We start from the raw sequence: 25,143 nt of genomic DNA, 5'->3' as shown, positions 1-25,143 counted from the left end.
GGGTTAGTCTTACCAATTGGGAGCTGCCGCCGATGAATTTGCGCATTAAGCTGTTTACCGCCTTTTTGGGGTTAGTCATCATTCCATTGTTTATATTAGGCATTATCACGTTTTGGATTACGTTTAATTCGATTGAGAAGAAATACAGCCAGCAGGCGGAATATTCGCTGAAGGCCATCGGCTACAGCATTAAGAACGTCTTTCAGGAGATGGATAACGTCACGGATAACGGGATTGCCAAAGGGGTTTTTCAAGCTGCTTTATCCGCCAAGGATCCGGATTCCCAGGATTTGACGGCCACGACCCAGCTGGAGCTGAACGCCAATCAGCGAAATTTCCGTTCTCTGCTGTACAGCCATCCGGCCATTGACTACGCGTTTTTGTACAACATCCATGGAGGCCGGAAATCCAATGTCATCGCGATCTTTAATAAGGAAAATTTCGAGACGCTGCCCTATGAAAAATTCAAGGAGCATCCTTTATATAACGAAGTGATGGCCCTGAACGGCCAGCCGAAATGGATCGCTCCCCACGAATATCCGGAATTAACCGGATCGGACAACGTGTTTACGCAAATCCGCCTAATCAAAGAGCTTAGCAACCTGGAGCGGGTTGGCGTGCTGGTGGTGCAGATCAAGAATTGGGAGTTTGAGAAGATTTTTCAGAACCTGAAGCTGGGCAGTCAGATGCGCGATACCCGGTTTATGCTGGTGAATGACAAAGGACTGATTCTGTACGATTATCATTTGGAGTTGGATGGCCAGCAAATCAAGGCGTATCTGCCAAAGAAATTGAAATGGGAAAGCGACGAGAGGTATCGGAGTTTTAAAGGGAAATTTAACAACCAAGAGAGCGTCATCTCCATTTATAAATTACAGGATTATCCGTGGAGCCTCGTTTCGGTTACATCCTGGAGTTATTTGTCGCAGGAGGTTACGACCTTTGCCAAATGGTTTGTTGCCATTATTTGTGTGTGCTTGCTGACGGCGATGTTATTTAATTTGATCTTTATGAATCGGATCACAGGGACCATCGGTGTGATTGTCCGATTCATGCGCAAGGTGGAGAGCGGCGACCTGAAAGCTCGGGTAGACGAGAAGGGCGATGATGAGCTGCTTCTGCTGCAGAAGGGCTTCAACAACCAGATGGATAAAATCAATGAGCTGTTTGAGCAAGTGAAACGGGAGCAACGGCTGAAGGCCAATGCCGAGCTGCGCGTGTTGCAGGCTCAGATTAAGCCGCATTTCTTATTTAATACGTTGGAGTCGATTAACGTGCTTGCCGTCCAAAACGAAGGGCGCAAGGTCAGCGAAATGGTGCTACGGCTGGCGAATATTTTACGGATTAGCATTCAAGACAAAGAAGAGATCAAGCTCAGCCTTGAAATCGAGCATTTGCGCAGCTATTTGGAAATTCAGAAGTTCCGATTCGAGGAGTTGTTCGAATATTCGATCGATATTCCGGACGAAATGATGAACTGCCTGCTGTTGAAGCTTACGCTGCAGCCGCTTGTGGAGAACAGTATTCAGCACGGGTTTGAGGGCATCGATTATAAAGGCAGGATCACGGTCACGGGGAAAATGGAGGAAGATCGCATTCTGCTGCGGGTTGAAGATAACGGAATTGGGATGACCAATGAGCAGTTGGCGAAGATTCAATATGCGGATTTGGACGATCCGGCATATCGGTCCTTGACACCCTACCCGAACCATGAACGTCGGGGCTTGGGACTTCGCAGCGTGTCGGATCGGCTGAGATTTCAGTATGGCAGCAGATACGGATTGTTTATTTGCTCGCAGCCCGGGTACGGGACGACGATTCAATGTGTGATACCAAGATATGAGGCGGGGGATCACGATGAAATTAAAAGCGTTGCTGGTTGACGACGAAATTCATATACTCACGAACTTGTCGAAGGTTTTGCCTTGGGAGGAAATGGGGTTTGAAGTTGTTTTGTTGGCCAAGAACGGTAAGGAAGCGTTAGAGATGGCTTCGCAGCATCGTCCCGACTTGATCTTAAGCGATATCCGCATGCCGGTGATGGACGGCATTCAACTGCTGCAGGAGCTCCGGGAGCGGGAGATTCCTTGCGAAATTTTGCTGTTGACCGGGTATCAGGAATTTGAGTATGCTCGAACTGCAATACGTTACGGCGTGAAGGATTATATTTGCAAGCCGATCAATTATTTTGAGCTGGAGGAGACGGTTCGGGGGATCGCCAAACAGATTCGCGAGAAGCGCAAAAACCTGAACAAGGAGCAGCGGATGAACCAGGTGGTTGATCTGGCCAATGAAAACTTCCTATTACATTCCTTGCTCGGACAGGAGACAGATGCGGAAGGGCTGTTGTGGGACGACGAGGACGCCGGTGAAGCGAAGCGGCGTTACGCCATGCTGCTCTTGGATCTGGAAGGTTATTCGCACCGATCCATCGCCTGGACGCTCCATGAACGAAAAGCGTGGAATCTGCACATCAAGCATGCGCTGAAGGATGTATTTGGCGAAGTTTTGCCAAGCTTAACTGTGCTGCAGATCCGGGAGGGGGAATGGTGCCTCGTGTTCCCGTCCCCTTCAGCGGATCGGACGGTTGACGAGGAGACGCTGATGCCGGGCTTTGAGCGGATCCGACAGCTCATTCGCAGCAAGGAGGAGCTTCCTGTTCGGATGTGCATGGCGGCAGGACCTCATGGTTTGCAGGAAATATCGCTGGTGTACCATCGCTTGCAGCATCGGTTGATTTTGGGAGCGGCGCAGGAAGGTTTCGTGAAGGCGGATGCGCTGCCAACGGACGATTTTGCTCCGGATCAGGACGCGATGGAAGTGCAATGGGGCTGGATCGAGCAGCTGGGAACCGGATTGCGCAATGGGAGCGGCGAGGTCTTGGAACGCATTGCCGGGGAATTGAAATCGTATATCGGAGGTCTGGATGAACGGCAGGCGTGTGCGGCGGAGAAGCTGATGCACTATTTGCTAATCCATTTGCTGCGTGAAATGCGCGAGCTGCAGATGCTCCCAGGGGAACAGGAAGAAGGGTTATGGAAGCGGCTGCGGGAGCCGATGAGTTTGAAGGAGCTGCTGTCCATTATCGTTTCGCTCATCGAGCATGCGCGCAGCTCCCTGTCCGCGAAGAAGTCCTCGGAACTGCTGATGATGTCTGCACAAAATTATATCCAGAACCATCTCGGCCGTGACTTTGGAATTGAAGACATCGCCGACTATCTGGGCATTAGCAGCAGTTACTTTTGCTTGCTCTTTAAGAATCATTTTGGCGAAACATTTGTTGAGTATTTGACCAAACAGCGAATGGAAATGGCGAAATGCCTGCTTCGGACCAGTGAACGTTCGATCGCTCAAATCGGCAGCTCCATCGGTTATCAGGAACGGCGATATTTCACAAAGGTCTTTCAGAAGTACACCGGCATGACGCCGTCGGATTACCGACAGAAGGAATCAAACGTATCTTAAAACGAAATGGAGAATTCAACAAGGAGGACGGCTCGTGGACTTAACCGCATGGACGTTAGAGGAGAAAGTCGGGCAGTTATTTATTTGTGGATTCCATAGCTTGGTGCCGGACGAACAGATTCGGACGCTGGTGCAGCAGTACCATGTGGGCGGCGTCGTATATTTCCGCCGGAACATTGCTTCAGTGGAGCAGCTCGCTGAGCTGTCGCGGAGCTTGCAAAGCTTGCCGCGCAGCAAACCGGAGCTTCCGCTGTTTATCTCGATCGATCAGGAAGGCGGGATGGTCGCTCGGCTGGATCATGAAGGGATGAGCCGGATTCCCGGCAATATGGCGCTTGGGGCGGCGAATGACCCTGCGCTCACGGAGGAAGTGGCGCGGCTTGCAGCCAAGGAGATGCTGCAGCTCGGCATCAACTTCAACTTTGCGCCGTGCGTCGACGTCAATAACAATCCGGCCAATCCCGTGATCGGCGTCCGCTCGTTTGGGGAGCGGCCGGACCAGGTGGCCGTGCATGGCGCCGCGGCGGTTCGCGGCTATCAAGCCGAAGGCGTGATCGCGACGGCGAAGCACTTCCCCGGCCACGGGGATACAGCCGTGGATTCCCACCGCGGCTTAGCCAGCGTCCCGCACGGGAAGGAGCGGCTGTACCAGGTTGAGCTGGTCCCGTTCCGGGAGGCGATTGCCGAGGGCGTGGATGCGATCATGACGGCGCATGTGATCTTTCCGGCGTTTGAGCCGGAAGGGACGCCAGCCACATTGTCGCATCGGGTGCTGACCGGCTTGCTGCGAGAGGAGCTGGGCTACGGCGGGCTGATCGTCACCGATTGCCTGGAGATGCAGGCTATCGCGGGACATTATGGCATCGCCGAGGGTGCGGTGCAAGCGATTGAAGCCGGCGCGGACCTCGTGCTCGTGAGCCATACGCTGGCTGAACAGCGTGCGGCGATCGAGCGGGTGGCCGAAGCGGTGCGCAGCGGCCGGATCAGCGAGGCGCGCCTTGACCGCTCGCTCGAGCGCATCTTGGCGCTCAAGGCGAAGCGGATCGGCAGTGCGGCGCAGGCGGCAGCCGCTGCAACCGCGACGACAGCGCCGCTGACGCCGGAGGCGGAGAGCGCTGCGCTGCTGCGCCGAGCGGCTGAGCGCAGCGTGACGCTCGTGAAGGGAGCGGGCCGCTTGCCGCTCAAGAGCGACCAGCCGGTGCTGGTCGTCTGGCCGGAGCTGCGGCACCGCACCGAGGTCGATGAGCCAGCGGTGCATCAATATACGCTGGCGGACGCGCTGCGGCCGCTTCATGCTCAGGTGAGCATGACGGTCATTGGCACACAGCCCAGCGAAGAAGAGATTGCCGCGGTGCTGGAACAAAGTGAAGAGGTCGACCAAATCGTTGTGGCGACCTACACAGCGGAGGGAGAGATTCCTGAAGGCCAGCAGAAGCTCGTCCAGCGCCTTCAGCAGCTCCCGGGCAAACGTCTGATCGTCATATCTACGCGAAATCCTTATGACTTGAACGCCTTTCCTGAGATTGAGACCTATCTCTGCTTATATGAAAATCGTCCGTTTTCGTTGGATGCCGTAGCCAAGGTGCTGGTCGGTGAGCTGCAGCCGCAGGGAGTATTGCCCGTCAGCTTAAATCAGGATTAGTCCATCTTCTCATAGAAACGCCCGGGAGTGATTTCCGGGCGTTTTTTACGGGGATTTGTCAAAAATAAGTAAAATCGGGCAACGAGCGACGGAGTTTGTGGATATTTTGCGAATATATTGTTTTTAATTGTCAGCAACTTTTCTTTTATCTATGCGTTTAATACAGTGTGAGTTAAAGGGAGAAACACAAAATGGGAGAGTAAGGGAGTTTAGGCATGAAATTTAAGAGATTGTTGATCACCACGATGTTGGTTGCATCGCAAGTAGCTATGGTGCTTCCAGCCAGCGCAGAGGAAATCGGGCAAGGAAACGGTCTGGAACCTTCGGCCGAAATGCAACAGCTAGATGTGAACGGGACAACAAACGATGGGGTACAGCCTGGCGATCTGCCTGCAGATCAAGGGACAACCGATGGAACGATGGGGGATACGGTTCCAGAAGACGGGCAGGAAGGGACGGAAACCGGGGATGAGATGATCCCGCCAACTAGTCCGGTGACGCCGCCTGCAGACCCAAGCATGAGCCAAAGTAACTCCGGTCAACTGATTCTAATGGTGAACAGCAATAAGATGTATCAGAACGGGAAAGAATACCTTGCCCCATATCCAATGGAAGTGAAGGACGGCGTATCTTACATATCGATCCGGGCAATTGTGGAGCGTGCCGGATTCCAGCTGTCTTTTGACAATACAACAAAAGAAACGATCATTAAGCGGGGGAACGACGAACTGCGCTTTAAGCTGAATACGACTTATTATAAAGTTAACGGTGTGACGCAGACGATGCGGGGGAAATCCTATTCTGTGGAAAACAACTTCATGGTGCCGTTAACGGCGATCACGAAGGCGTTAAACATCTCGTATTCCTATGATGCGGCAGGCAAACGAGTGATCGTGAATCTGAACACACTGCCGGTTGCTTCGTTTAGTATCGGCAACAATGAAGTGATTGCGGGCGAAACCCAGGTTCAATACATCACCAATGCGACCTCGCCTATCGGGCTTCCGATCGTGAACGAGGAATGGATTGGACGCCAGGATATCTTCATGACGCCGGGGGATTATACGGTGACTTACCGGGTGCAGGATTCCAGCGGCCAATGGAGTAATCCGTTTACGCTGACCATTCATGTAGACAAGCCGCATACTCCACCGGTGGCTAACTTTACGACGGACAAAGACACCTATAAAATGGGTGAATTAATTACGTATACAGATCTAAGTACGGATGAAGTTGGCATCACCGAGCGGATTTGGGAAAATAAAGAACTGGCGTTCTTTACTCCAGGTCAAATGACGATCCGCCTGAAGGTTGTCAATAAATTTGGCTTGTATTCGACCGTCGAGAAGACGATTACGATTACGAACGAGACGCTCTACACGCGGGACGAATTTAACAAGCTGTTCATTCCGGTTGGGGAAGAATATACGTTCGACGGAACCCAGGTCCCAAGCTGGGAGCGGATCCGATACGCATTCACATCGGATGCGGTCACATTGATCCGCAGCAACAGCCCGGAAACGGTATATTCTAAAGGGATTCTGTATAAGGAATCGGCGATTGGGAATACACGTTTCATGATCCATCACGCCAACTCGACCGGGATGCCGGTGAAAATGTACGTCATCGCGACGAACAACAATAGCGAGACGACCCGTTTGACTCAGAGCAATTTAGGCTTTGGCGGCCCAAGCAATTATGCAACGGCTGCGGGGAAAGCTTCGGTTGCGCGCTATTACGAATCGATGCAAACCGGCAGCAAATACAAGGATACTTGGTTTGCTCCAGGGGAAAGCAAGATCATCCTGAACGAGCTGAGCGCGACGGCGATGAAGCAAGGGGATGTCATCTCCCTGTTTGCGGATTTGTACAGCGACCATACCTTAAATTACACCGTCATTATGGTCGGTCAGGATCAAGATCCATTTAAGACGTTGCCTTATCTCAGCGTCTTAAAACCTGACATCCATAACCGTGGTACTTATACGGAAGCTACGCGCAATATTGTAGTGACCGACCTGATTGGCAATACGCCATCCCGTTTGCTTATCGGCGACAATTCCAGCGATCCGTTCTTGATTGGATGGGACGGTCCTACCGGGGAATATCGCATGAACGCTGGAAACTTTGGCGTCTTGTACAAGGTTAAGCTCTACCGCGTTGCGCCAAACACGCTGATCACGTTTAACCCGCGCGGCGGTCATTATATGGGCTCAATTATGGTCAACGGAGATATTGTAGGCTTACCTTCTTCCGGCTCGCTCAGCGCACCTAACGAGAACGCGGTGCTGTTCCGGACCGGCGAGCGCGAGCAAACCGTAGATCTGGTGTTCACGGCAGCTCCGGGCAGCAACTTGTCCGTTAACCTGCTGTTCCAACAATTGCCGGAGAAGAAAAGCGAATAAACACGAACTGAACTTTAAGGCACGGCGCGGAAGCGCCGTGTTTTTTTTCGTCCAAAATCGGAAGATTCTCCATCAAATTGAGAATGAAATCAATTGTGTGAATTCGCGTTCTCCTGTAAGTTGAAAGAAAGCAGGGAAGAAGGAGGGGGTAACTGTGAACCATCTGAAGGTGATGATCGTCGATGATGAAATATTGGCCATCGAACACTTGAAGCGTTTAATTCGTTGGGAAGAGCTGGGGTTTAAGGTGACCGGAGAAACTGTTCATCCGCGGAAGGGGTTGGAATTGGCGGCTAAGCTGAAACCGGATCTCATTTTTGTGGATATTCGGATGCCTGGCATGGATGGCTTGATCCTAAGCGAGAGGCTGGTGGAAGCCGGCAGTCAAGCCAAGATCGTAATTCTTACCTCCTATAAGGAATTCGAATATGTTAAGCAATCGCTGCGGATTGGTGTCCATGATTACTGGGTCAAGCACGAATTAACGCCGGAGACCTTAACGCTGGAGCTGGAGAAGCTGAAGGATACGATCAATAAGGATAAGGCCATGCAAAGAAAAATGAGCAAGACATTGCTTGAGCAGGTGAAGGCAGGCAAAGAACTTTCTCACGAAGAATTGAAAGCGCTTGCTAATTATATGGCCTTGTTTGGATCCCAATATGTGTACATCGCTATCGAGTTGGATACCCCTTATCCGGTTGTGGGGCGGCCTGTAGTTCCACAAGATGCGGGGATTCAAATGTCATGGGAGGCTATGGACCGAGCGGAATACCGCTGGATTGAGACGTTTACGACCATTGCGGCGGGAGGAACCCGGATTGGGGTTTTGCTTGGATTTGACGGGATGGTTAGCCGGAGACAACAGCATGAGGAACTTTTTCAGAGGAGCACGCATTTGAAACAAAGGTTTTCCGAGCAGATTGCTTCTAGTGGGAGAACGGTATCTGCTGCGTGCTCAACCGTGTTTCAGGAGGTAACTGAGCTGTTTGCTGCTGCGACGTGGGCGGAGAAGGCGTTGGATCTGCGTATTTTTACCGGGATGGACAGCGTGATTATGTTTACCGAAGACAAGGAAGACACTGTCTTTGCATTGGAGGCCATAGAGACCGATTGGGCAGCGTGGACCCAGCAACTCCATCATGGTGTTGAGGCGCATCGCCTTGCCGAAATTGAAGAGGAGATCGACAACATGTTTACCCGTGTCAAGAAAATGGCCCGCCTTGATAAATTGCGAATCGTTTGCAACGAATTGTCCAAGGAGCTGGATCAGCTTCGCACGAGCAAGGGAAAGCCGCCCTTTCGCGATGAACCATACAGGGAGATTGAAGGCTCGGATGAGTGGACATCGGTGACCGGCATTGCGCGTTGGTTTAAAAACCAGTTCCGAGCGGTGATGGAGGACGAGCACGGGGATGTCTATTCAGTGAAGGTCAGGAAAGCGATCCAATATATTCACCGACATTATGCCAAAGATTTAAGCGCCGAACAAATTGCTGAGCATCTTGCCATCAGCGGCGATCATTTGCGACATTGCTTCAAAAACGAAACCGGCCGTACAATCCTGGACTATATAACGGAGGTCCGCATGGAGAAAGCCAAGCGTTGTTTGGCGACAGGACAATACAAGCTGTATGAGGTGGCGGAAAAAGTGGGATACCGCAACAGCCATTATTTCAGTAAAGTGTTTCAACGAGTGACTGGACAGCATCCGCTGGAGTATTCGGAAAGGAAGCAAGTTCACCATGAGTAACTTATCCGGATTTAAAATGCGTGCTCGGATCCGCACCAAAATTATTGCCGTATGCGCTCTGATCCTGTCCTCGTCCTTACTCATCAGCAGTTGGGTCACTTATTCGTATGTTAAGGATATTATGCGGGAACAAGCCGTTCGAGATAATACGACGAAGCTGGAACAGACGTCTTCATTCATCAATCGGATGCAAGAGCAATTACGTGAAACCGCGGAATATATCATCAGCGACTCCGAGATGAATGCGTTGATGGTCAAGGATCCATACGATACGTACGAGCAAAGTTACTTCAAGAAAAATAAGGTTCGAGAGAAGCTGAAGCTGTTTCCCGTGATGAATTCCAGCTTGCTAAATGTGATGATTATTCGGCCGGACGGCGAGGTGTTTTCTAATTACCAAGGGTATGACAGCTACTATAAAGAGTATCTGAATCAGGCTTGGTTTGCCGCTTACCGGATGGGGCGCAGCGAATCGCGTTTTTCCGATCCCCATGATTTTATTTTTCTCAACCGTCGGCAGCAGGTGATTAGTTATGTTGTGGATTACAGGAACTTTAAGGACGATGGTGACGAACGGTATTACCTTGTGCTGGATTTCAATCAAAAAGATCTCGCGAGCTTATTTGAACAGAGCAACAAAGATTTTGAACGACTGCTTCTATTAAATCAAAACGGCGTTCCATTGTTCGACAGCAACCCTGAAGTGACACCTTGGACCGATAGCGATTCGCAAGGGGGAAAATATATCGAAATTGTTGACGATACCGTAGGGGAGAGATGGCAACAAGTTGCGGTGATCTCCAAATCACGCTTGTACGAGCGGATTAACAAGTTGTTGCTTTTTTACACGCTGATTGTGGCGGTAAGCCTCATCGTGGTGATGATGATTCTGCTTCCTCTGCTCGTGCAACTGACCCGGCCGATCTCGAAGCTGGTTCGAGCGATGAAACGAGTGTCCGCAGGCGATTTGAACACTGAATTGCAGATCCGGAGCGGAGATGAAATGGAACTGCTGGGGCTTGGATTTAACCGAATGATGAAGGATTTGAAATCATTGATCGAATCGCATGTGCAGGAACAGAAGGAAAAACGGAACATGCAGATCCAGCTGTTGTTGTCCCAGATGAACCCCCATTTTATATATAACACGTTAAACACTGTGATTTATTTAGCCCATGCTGGGCGAACGAAGGAGGTGGCCGACATGACCGCCTCATTAATCTATCTTTTGCAAAACACGATCAAAATCGGCGATGATGCCTGGTTCACGACCCTGGAGGATGAAATCGAATTGGTGAAAAAATACGCCGCCATCCAGGACTGCCGTTATCCCGGACGGTTTCGGATCGAATGGGACATTCAAGAGGAGCTGCTGCCCTGCATGGTCCTCAGGATGATGCTGCAGCCGCTTATTGAAAACGCGCTATATCATGGGATTTTCCCCTCCGAACGGGACGGTTGGATTAGGATCTCTGCTCGAAGATCGGATCGGTTTATCGAGGTATCTGTCATCGACAATGGTATCGGTATCCGCAAAGACCTAAAGGTCCCCCCCATCCAGAATGGCTCCACAGGAATCGGACTTTCTAATATTCGTGAACGATTGAATTTTCATTATGGTCCGCCGGCCAGCCTCAAGATCAAGAGCTTTCCGGGCGAAGGAACGGAAGTGCGGATACGTCTCCCTTTCACGATTGAGGACGGGGACTCCACTGCGGAAGACAGCCGATTTATGCGTAAAATAACCGGGTTGTGAGATTTTAACCCCATTGCCAGCGATGATAAGATCGCACTGTAAGCGGATACAAAAAGAATGTGGGAGGGGTTAATTTGAAGAACAGACGTCTGAAAAAGAGTTGGGTGACGCTCTTGGTGTTGGCGATGATGATCACGGCGATATTGGCGGGTTGTGCGAAGAACGATTCTGCCGCCAATCGGAACACAAGTGAGCCGTCGTCGAATTCAGGTGGCACTTCCGCCAACGCCGAAGGGGAAGCTCCGACGCTCGGCGGGATCCCCACAAACATCGAAGGTGAAATCGTCGTATGGGACTGGGATGAAGCCTTCCTGACCACGATGGTGCCGGAATTTAACAAAGTCTTCCCGAATGTCAAAGTGAAGTACACCGTCGTTAACAATAACGACTACATGCAGAAGCTGCAAAGCGGGATTGCATCCGGCTCCGAGGTGCCTGATGTCATATTGGGCGAAATGAACTTCCGCGGACAGTTGTTTGATCTTGATGTGCTCGACAATCTAGAGCAAGCTCCTTATCACTTCTCCAAGGACCAACTGCTCGATTATTTACCGCCGCTTCTTTCGAATACCAAAGGCGAGCTGGTGGGCGTCGATCAATCGATTACACCGGCTGGACTCGGATACCGGAGAGATCTGGCCAAGGAATACCTGGGCACCGACGATCCAAACGAATTGTCTACGCTGTTGCCGGATTGGAATGCCTTCATCCAAAAAGGAATTGAAGTCAAAGAAAAGAGCGGTGGTGCGGTGACGATGATCGCCAGTTTCGACGACGCTTACCGCGTGTTGAAAGGGCAGACCGAACAGCCATACATCAATGGATCCACAATTGAGTTAACGGAGCGAATGAAGGTACCGTTCGAAAAGCTGTTCGCCATGCGAGATGCCGGGATTCTTGGTAAATACGAGGGGTATACCCCGGGATGGAACGCGTCGTTTGCAAAAGGCGATAATATTTTCTACCCGATGGCGCCGTGGAGTCCCAAATGGAATGTGCAGGCTAATGATCCAGACGGCATCGGGCGATGGGGCTTGATGGCCGCGCCGGAAGGCGGCTTTACGTACGGAGGAACTTCTGTCAGCGTCTATAAGAACAGCAAGAACAAGGAAGCGGCTTGGGCTTACATTTACTTCTGTTATTTGTCCTCTGAAGGAATGGAGACGAATTACAAGAAGCTGGGAAATATGCCGGGGATCAAGAGCTTCTTCGATGAGCATCGCGATTGGCTTGAAGCCGGAACGGAGCTCGATCAGTTCTTTAATCAAAACCTGAGCTTGACGTTCTACGACGATATCGTGCCAGAAGTGACGGGGTCGACCCAAACGAAATATGATTCGATTGTGCAGACGGCATTTAACTCGTTATTCCCGCTATGGATGAAGGATACGAGCATCGGTGTAGACGTCGCTCTGGAGCAATTCAAGGAAGCCGTCAAAAATCAGGCCCCTGAGGCAACGATTAACTAATCGGGAGAATCGCCGGGGTGAGAGAACATCCTGTTTCTCACCCCAATCGATTCCTGAAAGGGGGACCTACTAGGATGAATGCCCAAACGGTCGTTAACAGCAAGCCGAGGAAGCGGCTTGGTCTTCGGCTGTGGCCCTACTTGTTTTCGCTTCCGTTCGTGCTTTTGTACTTGGCGTTTCAGTTTTATCCGGTCATCTATTCGTTTTTCCTCAGTTTTCACGAGTGGAATGGTGTCAGCGAGAAACGGTTTGTTGGTTTCACCAACTATGTGACGCTGTTTACAAAAGATCCGTTGTTTTACAAATCGATTTTCAACACGGTTGTCATCATGCTGATGTCGTTACCGACCTTGATCTTTACCGGCATGCTGTTGGCTTATCTCATTTTTAACATGGTCAAAGGGCGAATGCTGTTTCAAACGGCGAACTTTCTGCCATATATTACGACGCCTGTTGCTATTGGCTTTATTTTCTCTTTTATGTTCGACTGGCAGACTGGGATCATCAACGCCTTATTCGTAAAGATGGGCTTGCTTCAGGAAGGGATTTACTGGTTACAGGACCCCTGGCTGTCCCGAATCATCATTGCGATTATGATCGTGTGGCGAAATTTAGGTTACTTTATCGCGATCTATTTGGCGGGGATGACGGCCATTTCCCAAGATGTCTACGAGGCAGCGAAGGTGGATGGAGCTACAGCATTTCATACCTTTACGCGCATCACGCTGCCGCTGCTCCGAAATATCTCTGTGTTCCTCATTGTCACTTCGATTATCGGAAGCCTGCAGTTGTTTGACGAGCCGAAGCTGCTGTACGGCGGCTGGACGGCGAGCCAGGTCGGCGGTCCAGACAACGCGGCGCTGACGATCATTTGGAAGTTCGTCAACGATTCGTTTATGAATGTTCGTTTTGGATATGGTGCGACGATCGCTTATGCGTTGTTCATGCTGATCGTTGTGTTCTCCATCGTCAGCTATAAGATCTCCATGGGGAAGGGGGACCAGGAATGAAGGTCGTAAAATGGGGGTTTCTCAGCATAGTTACCCTCGTATCGCTGTTCCCTTTTTATGTGATGTTGATGATGTCGACGTATTATTCTGAAGATATTTTCAAAGGCTTGCCGTTGATTCCTTCCGACTATTTGTTGGAGAACTTGAAAACTGTGTTTAAGACCAACTTCGTGCAGGTTTACTTGAACAGTATGATCGTTTCGGTGTCCGCAGTGGTTATCGGTGTCTTCACGGCTACGATGATCGGTTATGCGGTCGCTAAATACCAATTTAAGTTGAGGAATTTTCTTCGCTATTTCATTATCATTACGATGATGGTCCCCAGCCAGGTTGGGTTGATCGGTTACGTTATCGAGATGCGTACACTGGGGTTTGGCAACACGCTTCTCTCCGTCATTCTGGTTTGGAGCGCATGGTCGTTTGGCGCCTTTTTCATGGTGCAGTTTATCAAGGATACGGTACCCAATGAAGTCATCGAGTGCGCGAGAATTGACGGGGCCTCGGAGCCGCGGATCTTCTTTAACATCGTTATTCCGTTAGTTAAGCCGGGACTGGCTACGTTGTCGACGCTGGTGTTTCTTTGGTCATGGAACAACTACTTGCTGCCGTTAGTGACGATCAATAACAGTGAAAACTATACGATCCCGCTGTTTGTTTCAACGTTAGGATTTGTCCACCGGACCGATTATGGCGCTCGGATGGCGGCGCTGGGGTTGTCGACTTTGCCTGTTCTCATCATCTTCCTGTTTGGCAGCCGCTCATTCATTAAAGGGATTACTTCAGGGGCCGTGAAAGGATAAGAGCTAAACGGAACCGCCGAAATCAAGCTTCTAAATTTAAGAGGTTTTAAGAGGTGAATCGCATGAACAAGATCAGCGCGCATCTTCCCCGCAAACTAACGATTACGATGTGGGATTTCTCTTGGTATACGATGACGATGCCGGGGGAACCGTTTCACGATCTGGAGCAGTGCTTCAAGGAGGCGGTGGAAAGGGGCTACAATACGATTCGAATCTGTGCGATGCCATTCCTGCTATTTACGGCAGACGGCCCGCGTCCTGGCCGATTAGCCTTCTCCAATCTTGGTCAAGTGGGAGTGAGGACACGCTGGTATAACTGCAAAGGCGGCGCGGAAATCGACGGTCATCAGCATTTATTAAATCTGTTTCGTCTGGCGAAGCAATACGACATGTTTATCATCCTCTCTTCTTGGGAGTATCAACAGAGCCCCAGCTTCTTGAGAACACCGGAGCTATTTGAAGCGCTGCAGGCGATTCCGCCGCAGGAGCGATTCATGGCTTTGGCTCGGTCGATGGATCAGTTAATTCATTTCGTCAAATCAGCCGGACTCGGAGACCGTATCGCTTACGTGGAACTGCACAACGAGATCGAGTTTGGACGGTTGAGTCAGATGGCGTTGGAGGCGGGCATCTCGTCCCGGCAGCTAGGCAAGCTGATCCGCTATACGAAGTCCTATGTGGAGGAGGCACTTGCCTATTTACAGGAACAGCATGCCGATCTTCGGATCACCGGCTGCTACACGCTGAACGAGCCCTATTCCAAAGACTGTGTTCCGGATAACGAGCAGGTTGCCCATTTTCACATGTATATTAACGGTGTACTGCAGCAGTTGATGGAGGAGACGGGGATCCGTAACCCGGATCTCGAATTTCCCAATGCTTTGGTGCAATCTTTACTAAGAGATGACGCTCCGCCGTTCGAGGACTACCGGCTGCCCGTCGGCGAGGAATGGCGAATGCATGAAAATCCGGTCGGACTAAAGCTGATGTACGTCCATGACTGGTGCGACCCGGTGAAATGGGATTTATACTTGTATGAGCATTACGGCGCACATAAGCAGGCGATGCTGCAGAAGGTGGACGAACGGTTTCAGGAAACCGCGGATTGGGCAGAGAAGCACGACATTCCGGTTGTTATAGGCGAAGGATATGTCGGCTATACGCCGCTGTTCGCCCAATTTGAGGAAGGTCCGATCGGCAAAGCTATTGCGGAATACGCCATACGAAAAGGGATGGAGCACGGCTTTTGGGGCATGGTGCTCTGCTCCAATTGCGCTCCTCATCATCCCTTTTGGTCCGACGTCGCTTGGCAGCAGAAGTGGAACCGGTTTATTTTGAACAGTTGAGATAGACGCTAACGCTCTTTTGCCTTCTTTAAGGCAAAGGGGCTTTTTTACGTTTCGCGGAGTTGGATCCCGTCGAATTGACGCTGCTGTGAATTTGGGGCATTATTAGAAGAGACGCATGGAACGAAGGTGCAGACGGGAGGAATGTCACATGCTGTCGACCGAGGAGATTATAAAAGTGATGTCCAGCCGGGGACTGCGGATTACCGACCAACGCAAAAGCTTGGCCAAACTGTTCGCTGAGCGGGACGGGTATTTGACCCCTAAGGACGTCTATGAATATATGGGTAAGGAATACAGCGGCCTTAGCTTTGATACCGTGTACCGGAACCTCCGGGTGATGGAGGAGCTGGGGGTGTTGGAGCAGGTCGTATTTGAGGACGGTTTGAAGTTCCGAGCCAGCTGCAGCAGTGAAGGGCATCATCACCATCATATGATCTGCTTGCAATGTGAGAAGACGTATCCGATTCATTTCTGCCCGATGCCGCTGACCGATGCGCCGGAGCAGTTCCAGGTTGTGAAGCATAAGTTTGAGGTATTTGGGTATTGCAAAAATTGCCGGCCGGACGGCAAGCCGCAGGATGCCGCGCCGGAGCAACACGAGGTGCACTGAGATGGGGCTCGTCCGCAAAACGTTTCAGGCGCCGATCCACGTGTACCGCAAGTTTATTTCGCCGCTCAAGCCGCCAACCTGCAGGTTTTATCCGACCTGCTCGGCATATGCTTTGGAGGCGATTGAGGTCCATGGCCCGCTGAAAGGGTCTTGGCTGGCGGCCAAACGGATCGTGAAATGCCAGCCGTTTCATCCGGGCGGTTATGATCCGGTTCCCCCTAAGGTAGAGAAGAAGCGCGGGGGAGAGCAAGGCACGCCTCCGCTGAGCGGCGGACAGGCCTAATCGCATTTGTGCGAGACCAACTCCAGCGCGGCTTGACACGGTTTGGAAATTTTTTTAATATAAAGTTTGAAATGAACAACCTCAACCTCAATACTTTCCAGTGAACGGATGAGTACAAGGATTGGATCCAGCCACAGAGAGCCGGGGGAGCTGCAAACCGGTCTGGAGCGTCTTTGGAATATGGTCCGGGAGGAACCGTCTTTGAGCCGAGCAGCGTGCGCTTTATGCGCAGCGCTTCGGTAAGGAGATGGCGTAGAGTCCGGCGTTAACGGACGGTCGAATTTCGACCAACGGAGCCCGCAGCCTGTGAAGGAGCGGGGAAATTGGGTGGTAACGCGTGAGAACTCTCCCGCCCCATATGGGGCGGGAGTTTTTTTGTTGTATTTGTCATGAAATAAAAGGAGATGAATCGCGATGTCCAACAAACCAACATTTTACATTACGTCGCCGATCTATTATCCAAGCGATAAGCTGCATATCGGCCATGCCTATACGACGGTGGCGGGGGATGCCATGGCGCGGTACAAGCGGCTGCGCGGCTTTGATGTCCGCTATTTGACGGGGACGGATGAGCACGGACAGAAGATCGAGCAGAAAGCGAAGGAAAAAGGCCAAACCCCGCAGCAGTTCGTAGACGGGATCGTGGCGGGGATCAAGCAGCTGTGGGAGAAGCTGGACATTTCCTACGATGACTTTATCCGCACAACGGAGCCGCGGCATAAGCAGGTCGTGGAGGCGATTTTTGACCGTTTGCTGAAGCAAGGGGATATTTACAAAGGGGAATATGAAGGCTGGTACAGCATTCCTGACGAGACGTATTATACGGAATCGCAGCTGGTGGATGTCATCCGCAATGAAAAAGGCGAAGTGATCGGCGGGAAAAGCCCGGAGAGCGGCCATGCGGTAGAGCTGGTGAAGGAAGAGTGTTATTTCTTCCGGATGAGCAAGTATGTGGATCGTTTGCTGAAGTTCTATGAGGAAAACCCCGACTTCATTCAGCCGGAGTCCCGCAAGAATGAGATGATCAACAACTTCATCAAGCCGGGGCTGGAGGATTTGGCCGTCTCGCGCACAACGTTCGACTGGGGCGTGAAGGTCAAAGGCGATCCGAAGCATGTCGTGTACGTGTGGATCGATGCGTTGTCCAACTACATCACGGCCCTTGGTTACGGCACGGACAATCAAGAGCTGTTTGAGCGGTATTGGCCGGCAGACGTTCATCTCGTGGGGAAAGAAATCGTGCGCTTCCATACGATTTACTGGCCGATTATGCTGATGGCGCTGGGGCTGCCGCTGCCGAAGAAGGTGTTTGGCCATGGCTGGCTCTTGATGAAGGGCGGGAAAATGTCCAAATCCAAGGGCAACGTCGTGGATCCAAACGTGCTGATCGACCGTTACGGGCTTGATGCTACCCGGTATTATTTGCTGCGTGAGGTGCCGTTCGGTTCGGACGGTTCGTTTACGCCGGAAAGCTTCGTACAGCGGGTGAACTCCGATCTGGCTAATGACCTTGGTAACTTGCTGAACCGTACCGTGGCGATGGTAGAGAAGTATTTTGGCGGCGAGGTGCCGGCTTATGAGCCAAACGCCACGGCGTTTGATGCGGAGCTGGAGCAAGCGGCGCTGGATACGGTCCGCAAGGTAGAGGAGGTTATGGAGAACATGGGGTTCTCCGTGGCGCTCACCCATATTGGGGCGTTTATCAGCCGAACGAACAAATACATCGATGAGACGCAGCCGTGGGTGCTGGCCAAAGATGAAGCGAAGAAAGGCGAGCTCGCTTCGGTCATGGCGCATCTGGCCGAGTCGCTGCGCATCGCCTCGATCCTGCTGCAGCCGTTCCTGACACAGGCGCCGGCGAAGATCTGGGCGCAGCTCGGCATCGCTCCCGGGGAGCTGACGACCTGGGAGAGCGCCAAGACGTTTGGCCTGATCCCGGCCGGAACGAAGCTCGTCAAAGGCGAGCCGATCTTCCCGCGGCTCGACTCAGAGCAGGAAATCGAGTTTATTTCGAACTCGATGACCGGGGGTACGCCGGCGGCTGAGGCTGCCGCCCCGGCTGCCGCCCCGGCTGCCGCTTCGGCGTCGACGCCGGCACCGGCAGTGGAGAAGCCGGAGCCGAAGGACGAAATCGGCATTGACGATTTCGCGAAGGTTGAGCTGCGGGTTGCGCAGGTGCTTGCCTGCGAGCCGGTGCCGAAGGCCGACAAGCTGCTGAAGCTGCAGCTGGATCTGGGCTATGAGCAGCGCCAGGTTGTGTCCGGTATCGCCAAGTTCTATAAGCCGGAGGAGCTGGTTGGACGCAAAGTGATTTGCGTGACGAACCTGAAGCCGGTGAAGCTGCGCGGCGAGCTGTCGCAGGGCATGATCCTTGCCGCTTCGCAAGGTGATCAGCTAACGCTGGCCACGGTGCCGGATACGATGCCAAACGGTGCGATCGTAAAATAATCAGACGGATAAGCGATGACTTGCGGTATGCTCACCGCAAGTCATCCAGGCCGCCAGAGGAACCTTCCTCTGGCGGTTTTGTTTGTTGTGCACAACTTATAGGAAGAATAATAGAGGTTGACATTCCAAGAGGAGGGCCCTATAATCCTTGTTGGTAATCATTACGATTAAGAGAGGGAGTCATGATGTTTATACATAGATTCAAGCGAGGCTTCGTCGCAGCGGCAATGTTGCTTACGCTCCTGCTGGTTCTAGCTGGCTGCGGGAAGAACGGAAGCAGCGGGACAATCGTTGAGGGCAAGGTGAACGTAATCACTAGCTTTTATCCGATCTATGAATTTGCCAAGGCGATTGGCGGCGAAGAAGCGAATGTCATCAACTTGCTGCCGACCGGCGTTGAGCCGCATGATTGGACGCCGCGCAGTCAGGATATTTTAAATGCATCGAAAGCTCAGCTGTTTTTGTATAACGGCGCAGGGTTGGAGGGCTGGGTCCCGAACTTTCTGAAAGGCTTAGGTGCCGATGCCAAAGTGAAAACGGTGGAGATCAGCCATGGCATTGATTTGATCGAAGCCGAGGGCGATGATGGTCACGGGCATGGCGAGGAAGCCGAACATGGGGAAGCACACTCGGACCATGATGAGGAAACGGAGCCTCACCATGTAGATCCGCACACCTGGGTCAGTCCGAAATCGGCGATGATCATGGCCGAGAATATTAAGAACAGCTATATTGAGGTCGATCCGCAGCACCAAGCGGCTTATGAGTCGCGGTATCAGGAGCTGCTGAGTCAGCTGCAGGCGCTAGATGCTAAGTTTATGGAGCAGCTATCCTCATTGCCGAAGAAGGAAATCGTTGTTTCTCACCAAGCTTTTGGCTATTTGTGCCGGGACTATGGATTAACCCAACATGCGATTATGGGGCTGTCGCCGGAGGCTGAGCCGCGGGCTCAAGATTTAGTGGCCTTGTCAAAGCTGGTGAAGGAGAAGGGCATTCGTTATATCTTTTTCGAAGAGCTTGTCTCGGATAAATTGGCCAAAACGCTGGCTTCTGAAGCCGGTGTGGAGACGCTGGTCCTTAATCCGGTTGAAGGCTTGACGAAAGCCCAAGCCCAAGCTGGCGATAATTACTTTACGTTGATGGAGAAAAATTTGCAAAATCTGATTCAAGCTCTACAATAAGAAGAAACTATATGTACCGGAAGGACGCTAAATAAATGAAATCCGACGCAACTACGGCACAGGATGCCGTTTGTCATGATAGTGTAATCGAGCTTGACCACGTTTCCTTCGCGTACCAGGAACAACAAGTGATCTCCGACTTCAGCTTTGCGGTTCGCGAGCGGGATTTTGTTGGCGTGATTGGTTCCAACGGGGCGGGGAAGACCACACTGCTGCGGATGATGGTGGGTCTGCTGCAGCCTACCGAAGGGGAAATTCGCTTGTTCGGCGAGCCGATCCGGCGCTTCCGCGATTGGGGGCGGATCGGCTATGTGCCGCAGAAGAACGCCTTCAATCCTCTGTTTCCGGCGACGGTACGCGAAGTGGTGTTGTCCGGTCTCTACAATAACAGGAAGCTGTTCCGCCGAATTGGTCGTGAGGATCAGCGGATGTGTGATGATGCGCTGGAAGTGATGCGGATCGGGGATATCCAGCATAAGCGCATCGGTCAGCTGTCCGGCGGCCAACAGCAACGGGTATTTTTGGCGCGGGCGCTTGTGAACAAGCCCGATTTGCTCGTTTTGGACGAACCTACTGTCGGCATTGACGCCCAGACGCAAGCCGACTTTTTTGAATTGATTTTTCATATGCACGCCCACCATCACATGACGTTTCTGATGGTCTCCCATGATATCGGCATGATTGAAGGGAAGCTGGGGCAGGAACCCCGCAAGCAATGCGGGGCAATTAAATTTTACGTGCGCCACTCGCACGAGCAGGACTGCGCGATCCCGGATCTGCAGCATTCGTTGGTTTAGGAGTTGTTTATTTTGGAGATATTGTCCGCTGATTTTTTTCAAAGAGCGCTGGCCGGCGGCCTGCTGATCGGGTTGACCGCACCTTTGATCGGAATCTTTCTGGTGCTGCGTCGTCTTTCGATGATTGGTGATACGCTGGCTCATGTGACCATCGCCGGGGTGGCGTTAGGGTTCTTGCTTGGGGTCTACCCCGTGGGGGTTGGCCTTGCTTTTGCGGTCGTCGCCTCGTTTGCAATTGAAAAGCTGCGTAAAGCGTACCGAGGTTATGCCGAACTGTCGATTGCTATTATCATGTCAGGCGGGGTTGCACTAGCCTCTCTGTTCTTTACGCTGGGGATGGGTTACAATACGGATGTGGTCAGCTATCTGTTTGGCAGCATTTATACGCTGGATACAACAGATTTATATGTAACTTTTGGCGTCACCCTGGTGGTGGTGATCGTTGTCGTTGCCTTTTTCAAGGAATTTTTCCTGCTAACTTTTGAAGAAGATGCCGCTTCAGTAAGCGGGATTCCGGTGAAGCTGTTGAATCTGCTGCTGACGGTGATGACGGCACTCGTCATCAGCACCGCCATCAAAATCGTTGGCGCCTTGCTCGTTTCGGCGCTGCTGACGATTCCTGCGGCCTGCAGCCTGCTCATCGCCCGCAGCTTTAAAATGTCCGTGATATTCTCCGTCGTCATTGCGGAAATCGCGGTGATCGCCGGGTTGATTGTGGCGGGGGTCTGGAATTTGGCTCCGGGTGCGACGATTGTATTGCTGCTGATCTGCATGCTGATACTTACTTTGCTGGGCAAACGGGGATTTTCTGCCTAGCCCGCAAGGGTACATAGGGGGTACTTATGGCTGACATCCATCTCGGGATTGCCTTCGGCGCGGGGGTTGCTTCCTTTATTTCGCCTTGCTGCCTGCCTTTATATCCGTCTTACCTGTCCTATATTACCGGGATGTCCGTGCAGCAATTGAAGACGGAGCAAAGCAAACGGGACGTTCGCTTCCGGACGATGACGCATACGCTGGCGTTCATCCTCGGCTTCTCTGTTGTGTTCTATACATTGGGCTTTGGCGCTGGACTGTTTGGCGAATTTTTTAATCAATATCGCGGGCTCATTCGGCAATTATCCGCCATTTTGATCATTTGTATGGGTTTGTTTCTGATGGGGATCTTCCAGCCGCAGTTTTTACTCAGGGAACGGAAGATGAATTTGAAATTCAAACCGGCCGGATACATCGGTTCGTTTATTTTTGGCATCGGCTTCTCCGCGGGCTGGTCGCCCTGCGTTGGCCCGATTCTGGCGGCGATTATCGCCTTAGCCGTTACGGAGCCGGGAACCTGGATTGGACTGATCACCGCCTATACTCTTGGGTTTGCCTTGCCTTTTTTTATCTTGGCGTTCTTTATCGGATCAACCAAATGGATTCTCCGTTATTCTGCCATAATGATGAAGATCGGCGGCGCGCTGATGCTGCTGATGGGCGTATTGCTGTTCACAAACCGTATGGCGCAAATCACGATTTGGTTGCAGCAAATTACGCCTGAATGGTTGAAGTTCTAGGGGAAGACGAAGGAAAGTGTGCCGATGCGCACTTGCCAACGGACAATCATAACATGTATCATTAACAGAGTAATGTTTAACATGCGTACAGGTTTGTCCGCGTCAACTCATGGAAAAGAGGGAATCGATAGATGCCAACGCCCAGTATGGAAGATTATTTGGAGCGTATTTACAAACTGATCGACGAGAAAGGATACGCCCGCGTGTCCGATATCGCGGAAGGTTTGGAGGTTCATCCTTCCTCCGTTACGAAGATGATTCAGAAATTGGACAAGGATGAATACTTGATCTACGAGAAATATCGGGGCCTTGTCCTGACCAATAAAGGGAAGAAAATCGGGAAACGGCTCGTAGACCGGCATCACTTGCTGGAGGAGTTTCTTGGGATGATCGGCGTTGATCACGAGAACATCTATAAAGACGTTGAAGGAATCGAACATCATTTGAGCTGGGATTCGATCACGCGTATTGCGACGCTTGTGGAATATTTCAAACGGGACAGCAATCGAATTCGCGACCTGGAGAAGGTCCATCAGGAACTGATCAACGAATCCTAGAAGAAGCATCTGTCTTTTCAGAGAAGGCAGATGCTTCTTTCTTTTTGTCCGAAGAGCGCAACTCTTGACCTCCGCATGACGTTTAAGAAAGTAGCACGGTTCGTCCGTACATAACGATGATGTGGAGGATACTGATGAAATTTTGCAAATGGTTTATTCCTATTCTAGTGTTGCTCATCTTATGGCCTTATTCCGGGAATACGCCGGCGGCCGCAGCCGCAACCGACATTCGGATTGTTTTAGATGGTGAGGTGTTATCCACCGATGCTTCGCCATACATTAAGCCTGGGGCGAATGTCACCATGGTTCCGCTTCGGGTGATCAGTGAGAACCTGGGAGCCCAGGTAGCCTGGTCCCAAGTTGATAAAACCGCGACGATTCAAAAAGACGGCACTACCCTCGTGCTGACGTTAGGTTCTCCTGCAGTCCAAGTTGACGGGAGCACGATCAACCTGGAAGCTTCTGTGGAAATCAGCTCCGGCCGGACGATGGTGCCGTTGCGTTTTGTCAGCGAACAACTTGGCATTTCTGTGAATTGGAATCAGCAGACCCGTACGATCACACTGTCGAGCGGCTCCGAAGTAACTCAGCCGGAACCAGGTGAAGGCGGGGAGGACCCGCAAACCGATCTGCCTCAGCCGCCGGTTGTGGATACATCGAATGGGTTGCGCGGTGTTTGGGTATCCACGGTTTCTAATCTCGACTGGCCGAGCAAAAGCTCGTACGGCAAGGTAGATGCCCAGAAAGCCGAATACGTCCAACTGTTAGACGAAGTGCAAGCGATGGGAATGAACGCAGTGTTCGTTCAGGTGCGGCCGTCTGCGGACGCGATTTATCCGTCGTCCCTGGTGCCGTGGTCCTCTTATTTGACGGGAACCGCCGGCAAGGATCCGGGATACGACCCACTCCAGTTCCTGATTGAAGAGACGCACCGCCGCGGCATGGAATTCCACGCTTGGTTCAATCCGTTCCGTGCCAGCACAGGCAGTGATGCCAGCAAGCTTCCGGCGAATCATGTCGCCAACCAACATCCGGAATGGATCGTGAAGTTTGACGGCAAGCTGTATATTAATCCGGGGATTCCGGAAGCCCGTGAACATGTGATTAAAGCGATTATGGAAGTTGTGAACGGATACGATATTGACGGAGTTCATTTGGACGATTATTTCTATCCGACCGGGGAGACGGCCTCGAAGAAGTTCTCGGATGATGCTGCATTTAAGTCTTACAACTCCAAGAAAATAGCCACGAAAGGCGACTGGCGCCGGGACAATATCAATCAGTTCGTTCAGAAATTAGGCCAACGGATTGAAGCGTCTAAGCCGAATGTTTCTTTTGGCATCAGCCCTTACGGAGTTTGGCGGAACAAGTCAACCGATTTGACCGGCTCGGATACGAAAGCCAGCGTTACGGCATACGACAGCACCTATGCCGACGTTCGGACCTGGATTAAGAATGAGTGGATCGATTATGTCGCTCCCCAACTGTACTGGAGCATGACGCGCAAGGAGGTTCGTTATGACCTGCTTGCCGATTGGTGGGCCGGGGAGGTAAGAGGGACGAACGTGAAACTGTACATCGGTCATGCGCCGTATAAGCTGGGAACGCCGGAGATCGGCTGGTCCACCGCGCAGGAAATCATCAATCAGCTCGAATACAACCGGCAGATTCCTGAAATCAGCGGCAGCATCTTCTTTAGCGCCAAGGATCTGCGGAAGAATCCACTGGGATTGATCCCGCTGCTGCAGTCTTATTATGGAGATAGTGTAAAATCTCTGTGGGTGTAGGAATTGGAAAAAGCGGATATAGAAAAAGAGCTTCTCCCTTGGTAAAGTGATGTTTGACGCACAACACACCAAGAAGGAGGAAGCTCCTGTGAGCCACTTTACCACAATAATGCCGACGATGAAAGAGATTGAGCAATGGATTTTCCGGAAAATGCAGGAGGAATTCGCTCGTGCGATGAAGCAGGTACTGGAGGCGCTGGATCAGCAGATCCTGGAGCAACGGGACCGAGAGCGTTATCGAGTAAAGGACGAGCGTGAAACAAGCGTCAACACAGTGT

General features: G+C 51.6%; 20 protein-coding genes. All 20 read left to right on the top strand.

Going from position 1 to position 25,143, the window contains the following annotated elements; translation table 11 throughout:
• The first annotated feature begins 32 nt into the window (after nucleotides 1-32).
• A complete protein-coding gene (locus M891_RS0106655; RefSeq protein WP_028538277.1) occupies nucleotides 33-1,883 on the top strand; it encodes a cache domain-containing sensor histidine kinase in 1,851 nt (616 codons plus the stop codon).
• Complete coding sequence (locus M891_RS25985; protein WP_028538276.1) at nucleotides 1,858-3,465, top strand: response regulator; 1,608 nt, start codon at nucleotides 1,858-1,860, stop codon at nucleotides 3,463-3,465. Before M891_RS0106655 ends, M891_RS25985 begins: the two co-directional genes overlap by 26 nt.
• A gap of 34 nt (nucleotides 3,466-3,499) precedes the next feature.
• Complete coding sequence (gene nagZ, locus M891_RS0106645; protein ID WP_028538275.1) at nucleotides 3,500-5,107, top strand: beta-N-acetylhexosaminidase; 1,608 nt, start codon at nucleotides 3,500-3,502, stop codon at nucleotides 5,105-5,107.
• Nucleotides 5,108-5,322: 215 nt separating this feature from the next.
• Complete coding sequence (locus M891_RS0106640; protein ID WP_028538274.1) at nucleotides 5,323-7,512, top strand: stalk domain-containing protein; 2,190 nt, start codon at nucleotides 5,323-5,325, stop codon at nucleotides 7,510-7,512.
• 154 nt (nucleotides 7,513-7,666) lie between these two features.
• Nucleotides 7,667-9,262: a response regulator transcription factor gene (locus M891_RS0106635; RefSeq protein WP_028538273.1), complete on the top strand. Its 1,596-nt coding sequence runs from the start codon at nucleotides 7,667-7,669 to the stop codon at nucleotides 9,260-9,262.
• Nucleotides 9,255-11,018 (top strand): sensor histidine kinase, encoded by a 1,764-nt coding sequence (locus M891_RS0106630; protein WP_028538272.1) that lies wholly within the window; start codon nucleotides 9,255-9,257, stop codon nucleotides 11,016-11,018. The genes M891_RS0106635 and M891_RS0106630 overlap by 8 nt, the downstream gene beginning before the upstream one ends.
• Nucleotides 11,019-11,092: 74 nt before the next feature.
• Entirely contained in the window at nucleotides 11,093-12,487 is a 1,395-nt protein-coding gene (locus tag M891_RS0106625) for an ABC transporter substrate-binding protein (RefSeq protein WP_028538271.1), read from the top strand.
• Nucleotides 12,488-12,561: 74 nt separating this feature from the next.
• Nucleotides 12,562-13,497, top strand: a complete 936-nt coding sequence (locus M891_RS0106620) for a carbohydrate ABC transporter permease (RefSeq protein WP_028538270.1) — start codon at nucleotides 12,562-12,564, stop codon at nucleotides 13,495-13,497.
• Nucleotides 13,494-14,297 carry a carbohydrate ABC transporter permease gene (locus M891_RS0106615; RefSeq protein ID WP_028538269.1) on the top strand — a complete coding sequence of 268 codons (804 nt, stop codon included), beginning with the start codon at nucleotides 13,494-13,496 and terminating at the stop codon, nucleotides 14,295-14,297. The genes M891_RS0106620 and M891_RS0106615 overlap by 4 nt, the downstream gene beginning before the upstream one ends.
• 62 nt (nucleotides 14,298-14,359) lie before the next feature.
• Entirely contained in the window at nucleotides 14,360-15,643 is a 1,284-nt protein-coding gene (locus tag M891_RS0106610; RefSeq protein WP_028538268.1) for a cellulase-like family protein, read from the top strand.
• Between the two features lie 151 nt (nucleotides 15,644-15,794).
• Nucleotides 15,795-16,256, top strand: coding sequence for a Fur family transcriptional regulator (locus M891_RS0106605; protein WP_016311681.1), 462 nt, complete (start codon nucleotides 15,795-15,797; stop codon nucleotides 16,254-16,256).
• A 1-nt stretch (nucleotide 16,257) separates the two neighbouring features.
• Complete coding sequence (gene yidD, locus M891_RS0106600) at nucleotides 16,258-16,539, top strand: membrane protein insertion efficiency factor YidD (RefSeq protein ID WP_028538267.1); 282 nt, start codon at nucleotides 16,258-16,260, stop codon at nucleotides 16,537-16,539.
• 414 nt (nucleotides 16,540-16,953) lie between these two features.
• The gene (gene metG, locus M891_RS0106595) at nucleotides 16,954-18,987 is read left to right on the top strand and encodes a methionine--tRNA ligase (protein WP_028538266.1); all 2,034 of its coding nucleotides are present in this window, start codon (nucleotides 16,954-16,956) and stop codon (nucleotides 18,985-18,987) included.
• 185 nt (nucleotides 18,988-19,172) lie between these two features.
• The gene (locus tag M891_RS0106590) at nucleotides 19,173-20,168 is read left to right on the top strand and encodes a metal ABC transporter substrate-binding protein (protein WP_028538265.1); all 996 of its coding nucleotides are present in this window, start codon (nucleotides 19,173-19,175) and stop codon (nucleotides 20,166-20,168) included.
• Between the two features lie 35 nt (nucleotides 20,169-20,203).
• Complete coding sequence (locus tag M891_RS0106585) at nucleotides 20,204-20,965, top strand: metal ABC transporter ATP-binding protein (protein ID WP_028538264.1); 762 nt, start codon at nucleotides 20,204-20,206, stop codon at nucleotides 20,963-20,965.
• Nucleotides 20,966-20,977: 12 nt separating this feature from the next.
• Nucleotides 20,978-21,781 (top strand): metal ABC transporter permease, encoded by an 804-nt coding sequence (locus tag M891_RS0106580; RefSeq protein WP_028538263.1) that lies wholly within the window; start codon nucleotides 20,978-20,980, stop codon nucleotides 21,779-21,781.
• Nucleotides 21,782-21,807: 26 nt separating this feature from the next.
• Nucleotides 21,808-22,521 carry a cytochrome c biogenesis CcdA family protein gene (locus tag M891_RS0106575; RefSeq protein ID WP_028538262.1) on the top strand — a complete coding sequence of 238 codons (714 nt, stop codon included), beginning with the start codon at nucleotides 21,808-21,810 and terminating at the stop codon, nucleotides 22,519-22,521.
• Between the two features lie 131 nt (nucleotides 22,522-22,652).
• The gene (mntR, locus tag M891_RS0106570) at nucleotides 22,653-23,078 is read left to right on the top strand and encodes a transcriptional regulator MntR (protein WP_016311688.1); all 426 of its coding nucleotides are present in this window, start codon (nucleotides 22,653-22,655) and stop codon (nucleotides 23,076-23,078) included.
• 134 nt (nucleotides 23,079-23,212) lie between these two features.
• The gene (locus M891_RS0106565) at nucleotides 23,213-24,865 is read left to right on the top strand and encodes a family 10 glycosylhydrolase (protein ID WP_028538261.1); all 1,653 of its coding nucleotides are present in this window, start codon (nucleotides 23,213-23,215) and stop codon (nucleotides 24,863-24,865) included.
• Nucleotides 24,866-24,953: 88 nt separating this feature from the next.
• A partial coding sequence (locus M891_RS24850; RefSeq protein ID WP_198032015.1) for a UPF0236 family transposase-like protein occupies nucleotides 24,954-25,143 on the top strand: 190 nt, incomplete at its 3' end.

It is taken from the genome of Paenibacillus sp. J14, from assembly GCF_000518465.1.
GTDB classification, from domain to species: Bacteria; Bacillota; Bacilli; order Paenibacillales; family Paenibacillaceae; genus Fontibacillus; species Fontibacillus barengoltzii.
This window is presented reverse-complemented; position numbering and strand designations above follow the sequence as displayed.

Excerpts from the sequence above, each read along its gene's own strand:
- M891_RS0106610 (WP_028538268.1), top strand. The coding sequence starts at position 14,360 with ATGAACAAGATCAGCGCGCATCTTCCCCGCAAACTAACGATTACGATG.
- M891_RS0106630 (WP_028538272.1), top strand. The coding sequence starts at position 9,255 with ATGAGTAACTTATCCGGATTTAAAATGCGTGCTCGGATCCGCACCAAA.
- M891_RS0106565 (WP_028538261.1), top strand. The coding sequence starts at position 23,213 with ATGAAATTTTGCAAATGGTTTATTCCTATTCTAGTGTTGCTCATCTTA.
- M891_RS0106615 (WP_028538269.1), top strand. The coding sequence starts at position 13,494 with ATGAAGGTCGTAAAATGGGGGTTTCTCAGCATAGTTACCCTCGTATCG.
- M891_RS0106620 (WP_028538270.1), top strand. The coding sequence starts at position 12,562 with ATGAATGCCCAAACGGTCGTTAACAGCAAGCCGAGGAAGCGGCTTGGT.
- M891_RS0106605 (WP_016311681.1), top strand. The coding sequence starts at position 15,795 with ATGCTGTCGACCGAGGAGATTATAAAAGTGATGTCCAGCCGGGGACTG.
- mntR (WP_016311688.1), top strand. The coding sequence starts at position 22,653 with ATGCCAACGCCCAGTATGGAAGATTATTTGGAGCGTATTTACAAACTG.
- metG (WP_028538266.1), top strand. The coding sequence starts at position 16,954 with ATGTCCAACAAACCAACATTTTACATTACGTCGCCGATCTATTATCCA.
- M891_RS0106575 (WP_028538262.1), top strand. The coding sequence starts at position 21,808 with ATGGCTGACATCCATCTCGGGATTGCCTTCGGCGCGGGGGTTGCTTCC.
- M891_RS0106655 (WP_028538277.1), top strand. The coding sequence starts at position 33 with ATGAATTTGCGCATTAAGCTGTTTACCGCCTTTTTGGGGTTAGTCATC.
- M891_RS0106590 (WP_028538265.1), top strand. The coding sequence starts at position 19,173 with ATGTTTATACATAGATTCAAGCGAGGCTTCGTCGCAGCGGCAATGTTG.
- yidD (WP_028538267.1), top strand. The coding sequence starts at position 16,258 with ATGGGGCTCGTCCGCAAAACGTTTCAGGCGCCGATCCACGTGTACCGC.
- M891_RS25985 (WP_028538276.1), top strand. The coding sequence starts at position 1,858 with ATGAAATTAAAAGCGTTGCTGGTTGACGACGAAATTCATATACTCACG.
- M891_RS0106585 (WP_028538264.1), top strand. The coding sequence starts at position 20,204 with ATGAAATCCGACGCAACTACGGCACAGGATGCCGTTTGTCATGATAGT.
- M891_RS0106640 (WP_028538274.1), top strand. The coding sequence starts at position 5,323 with ATGAAATTTAAGAGATTGTTGATCACCACGATGTTGGTTGCATCGCAA.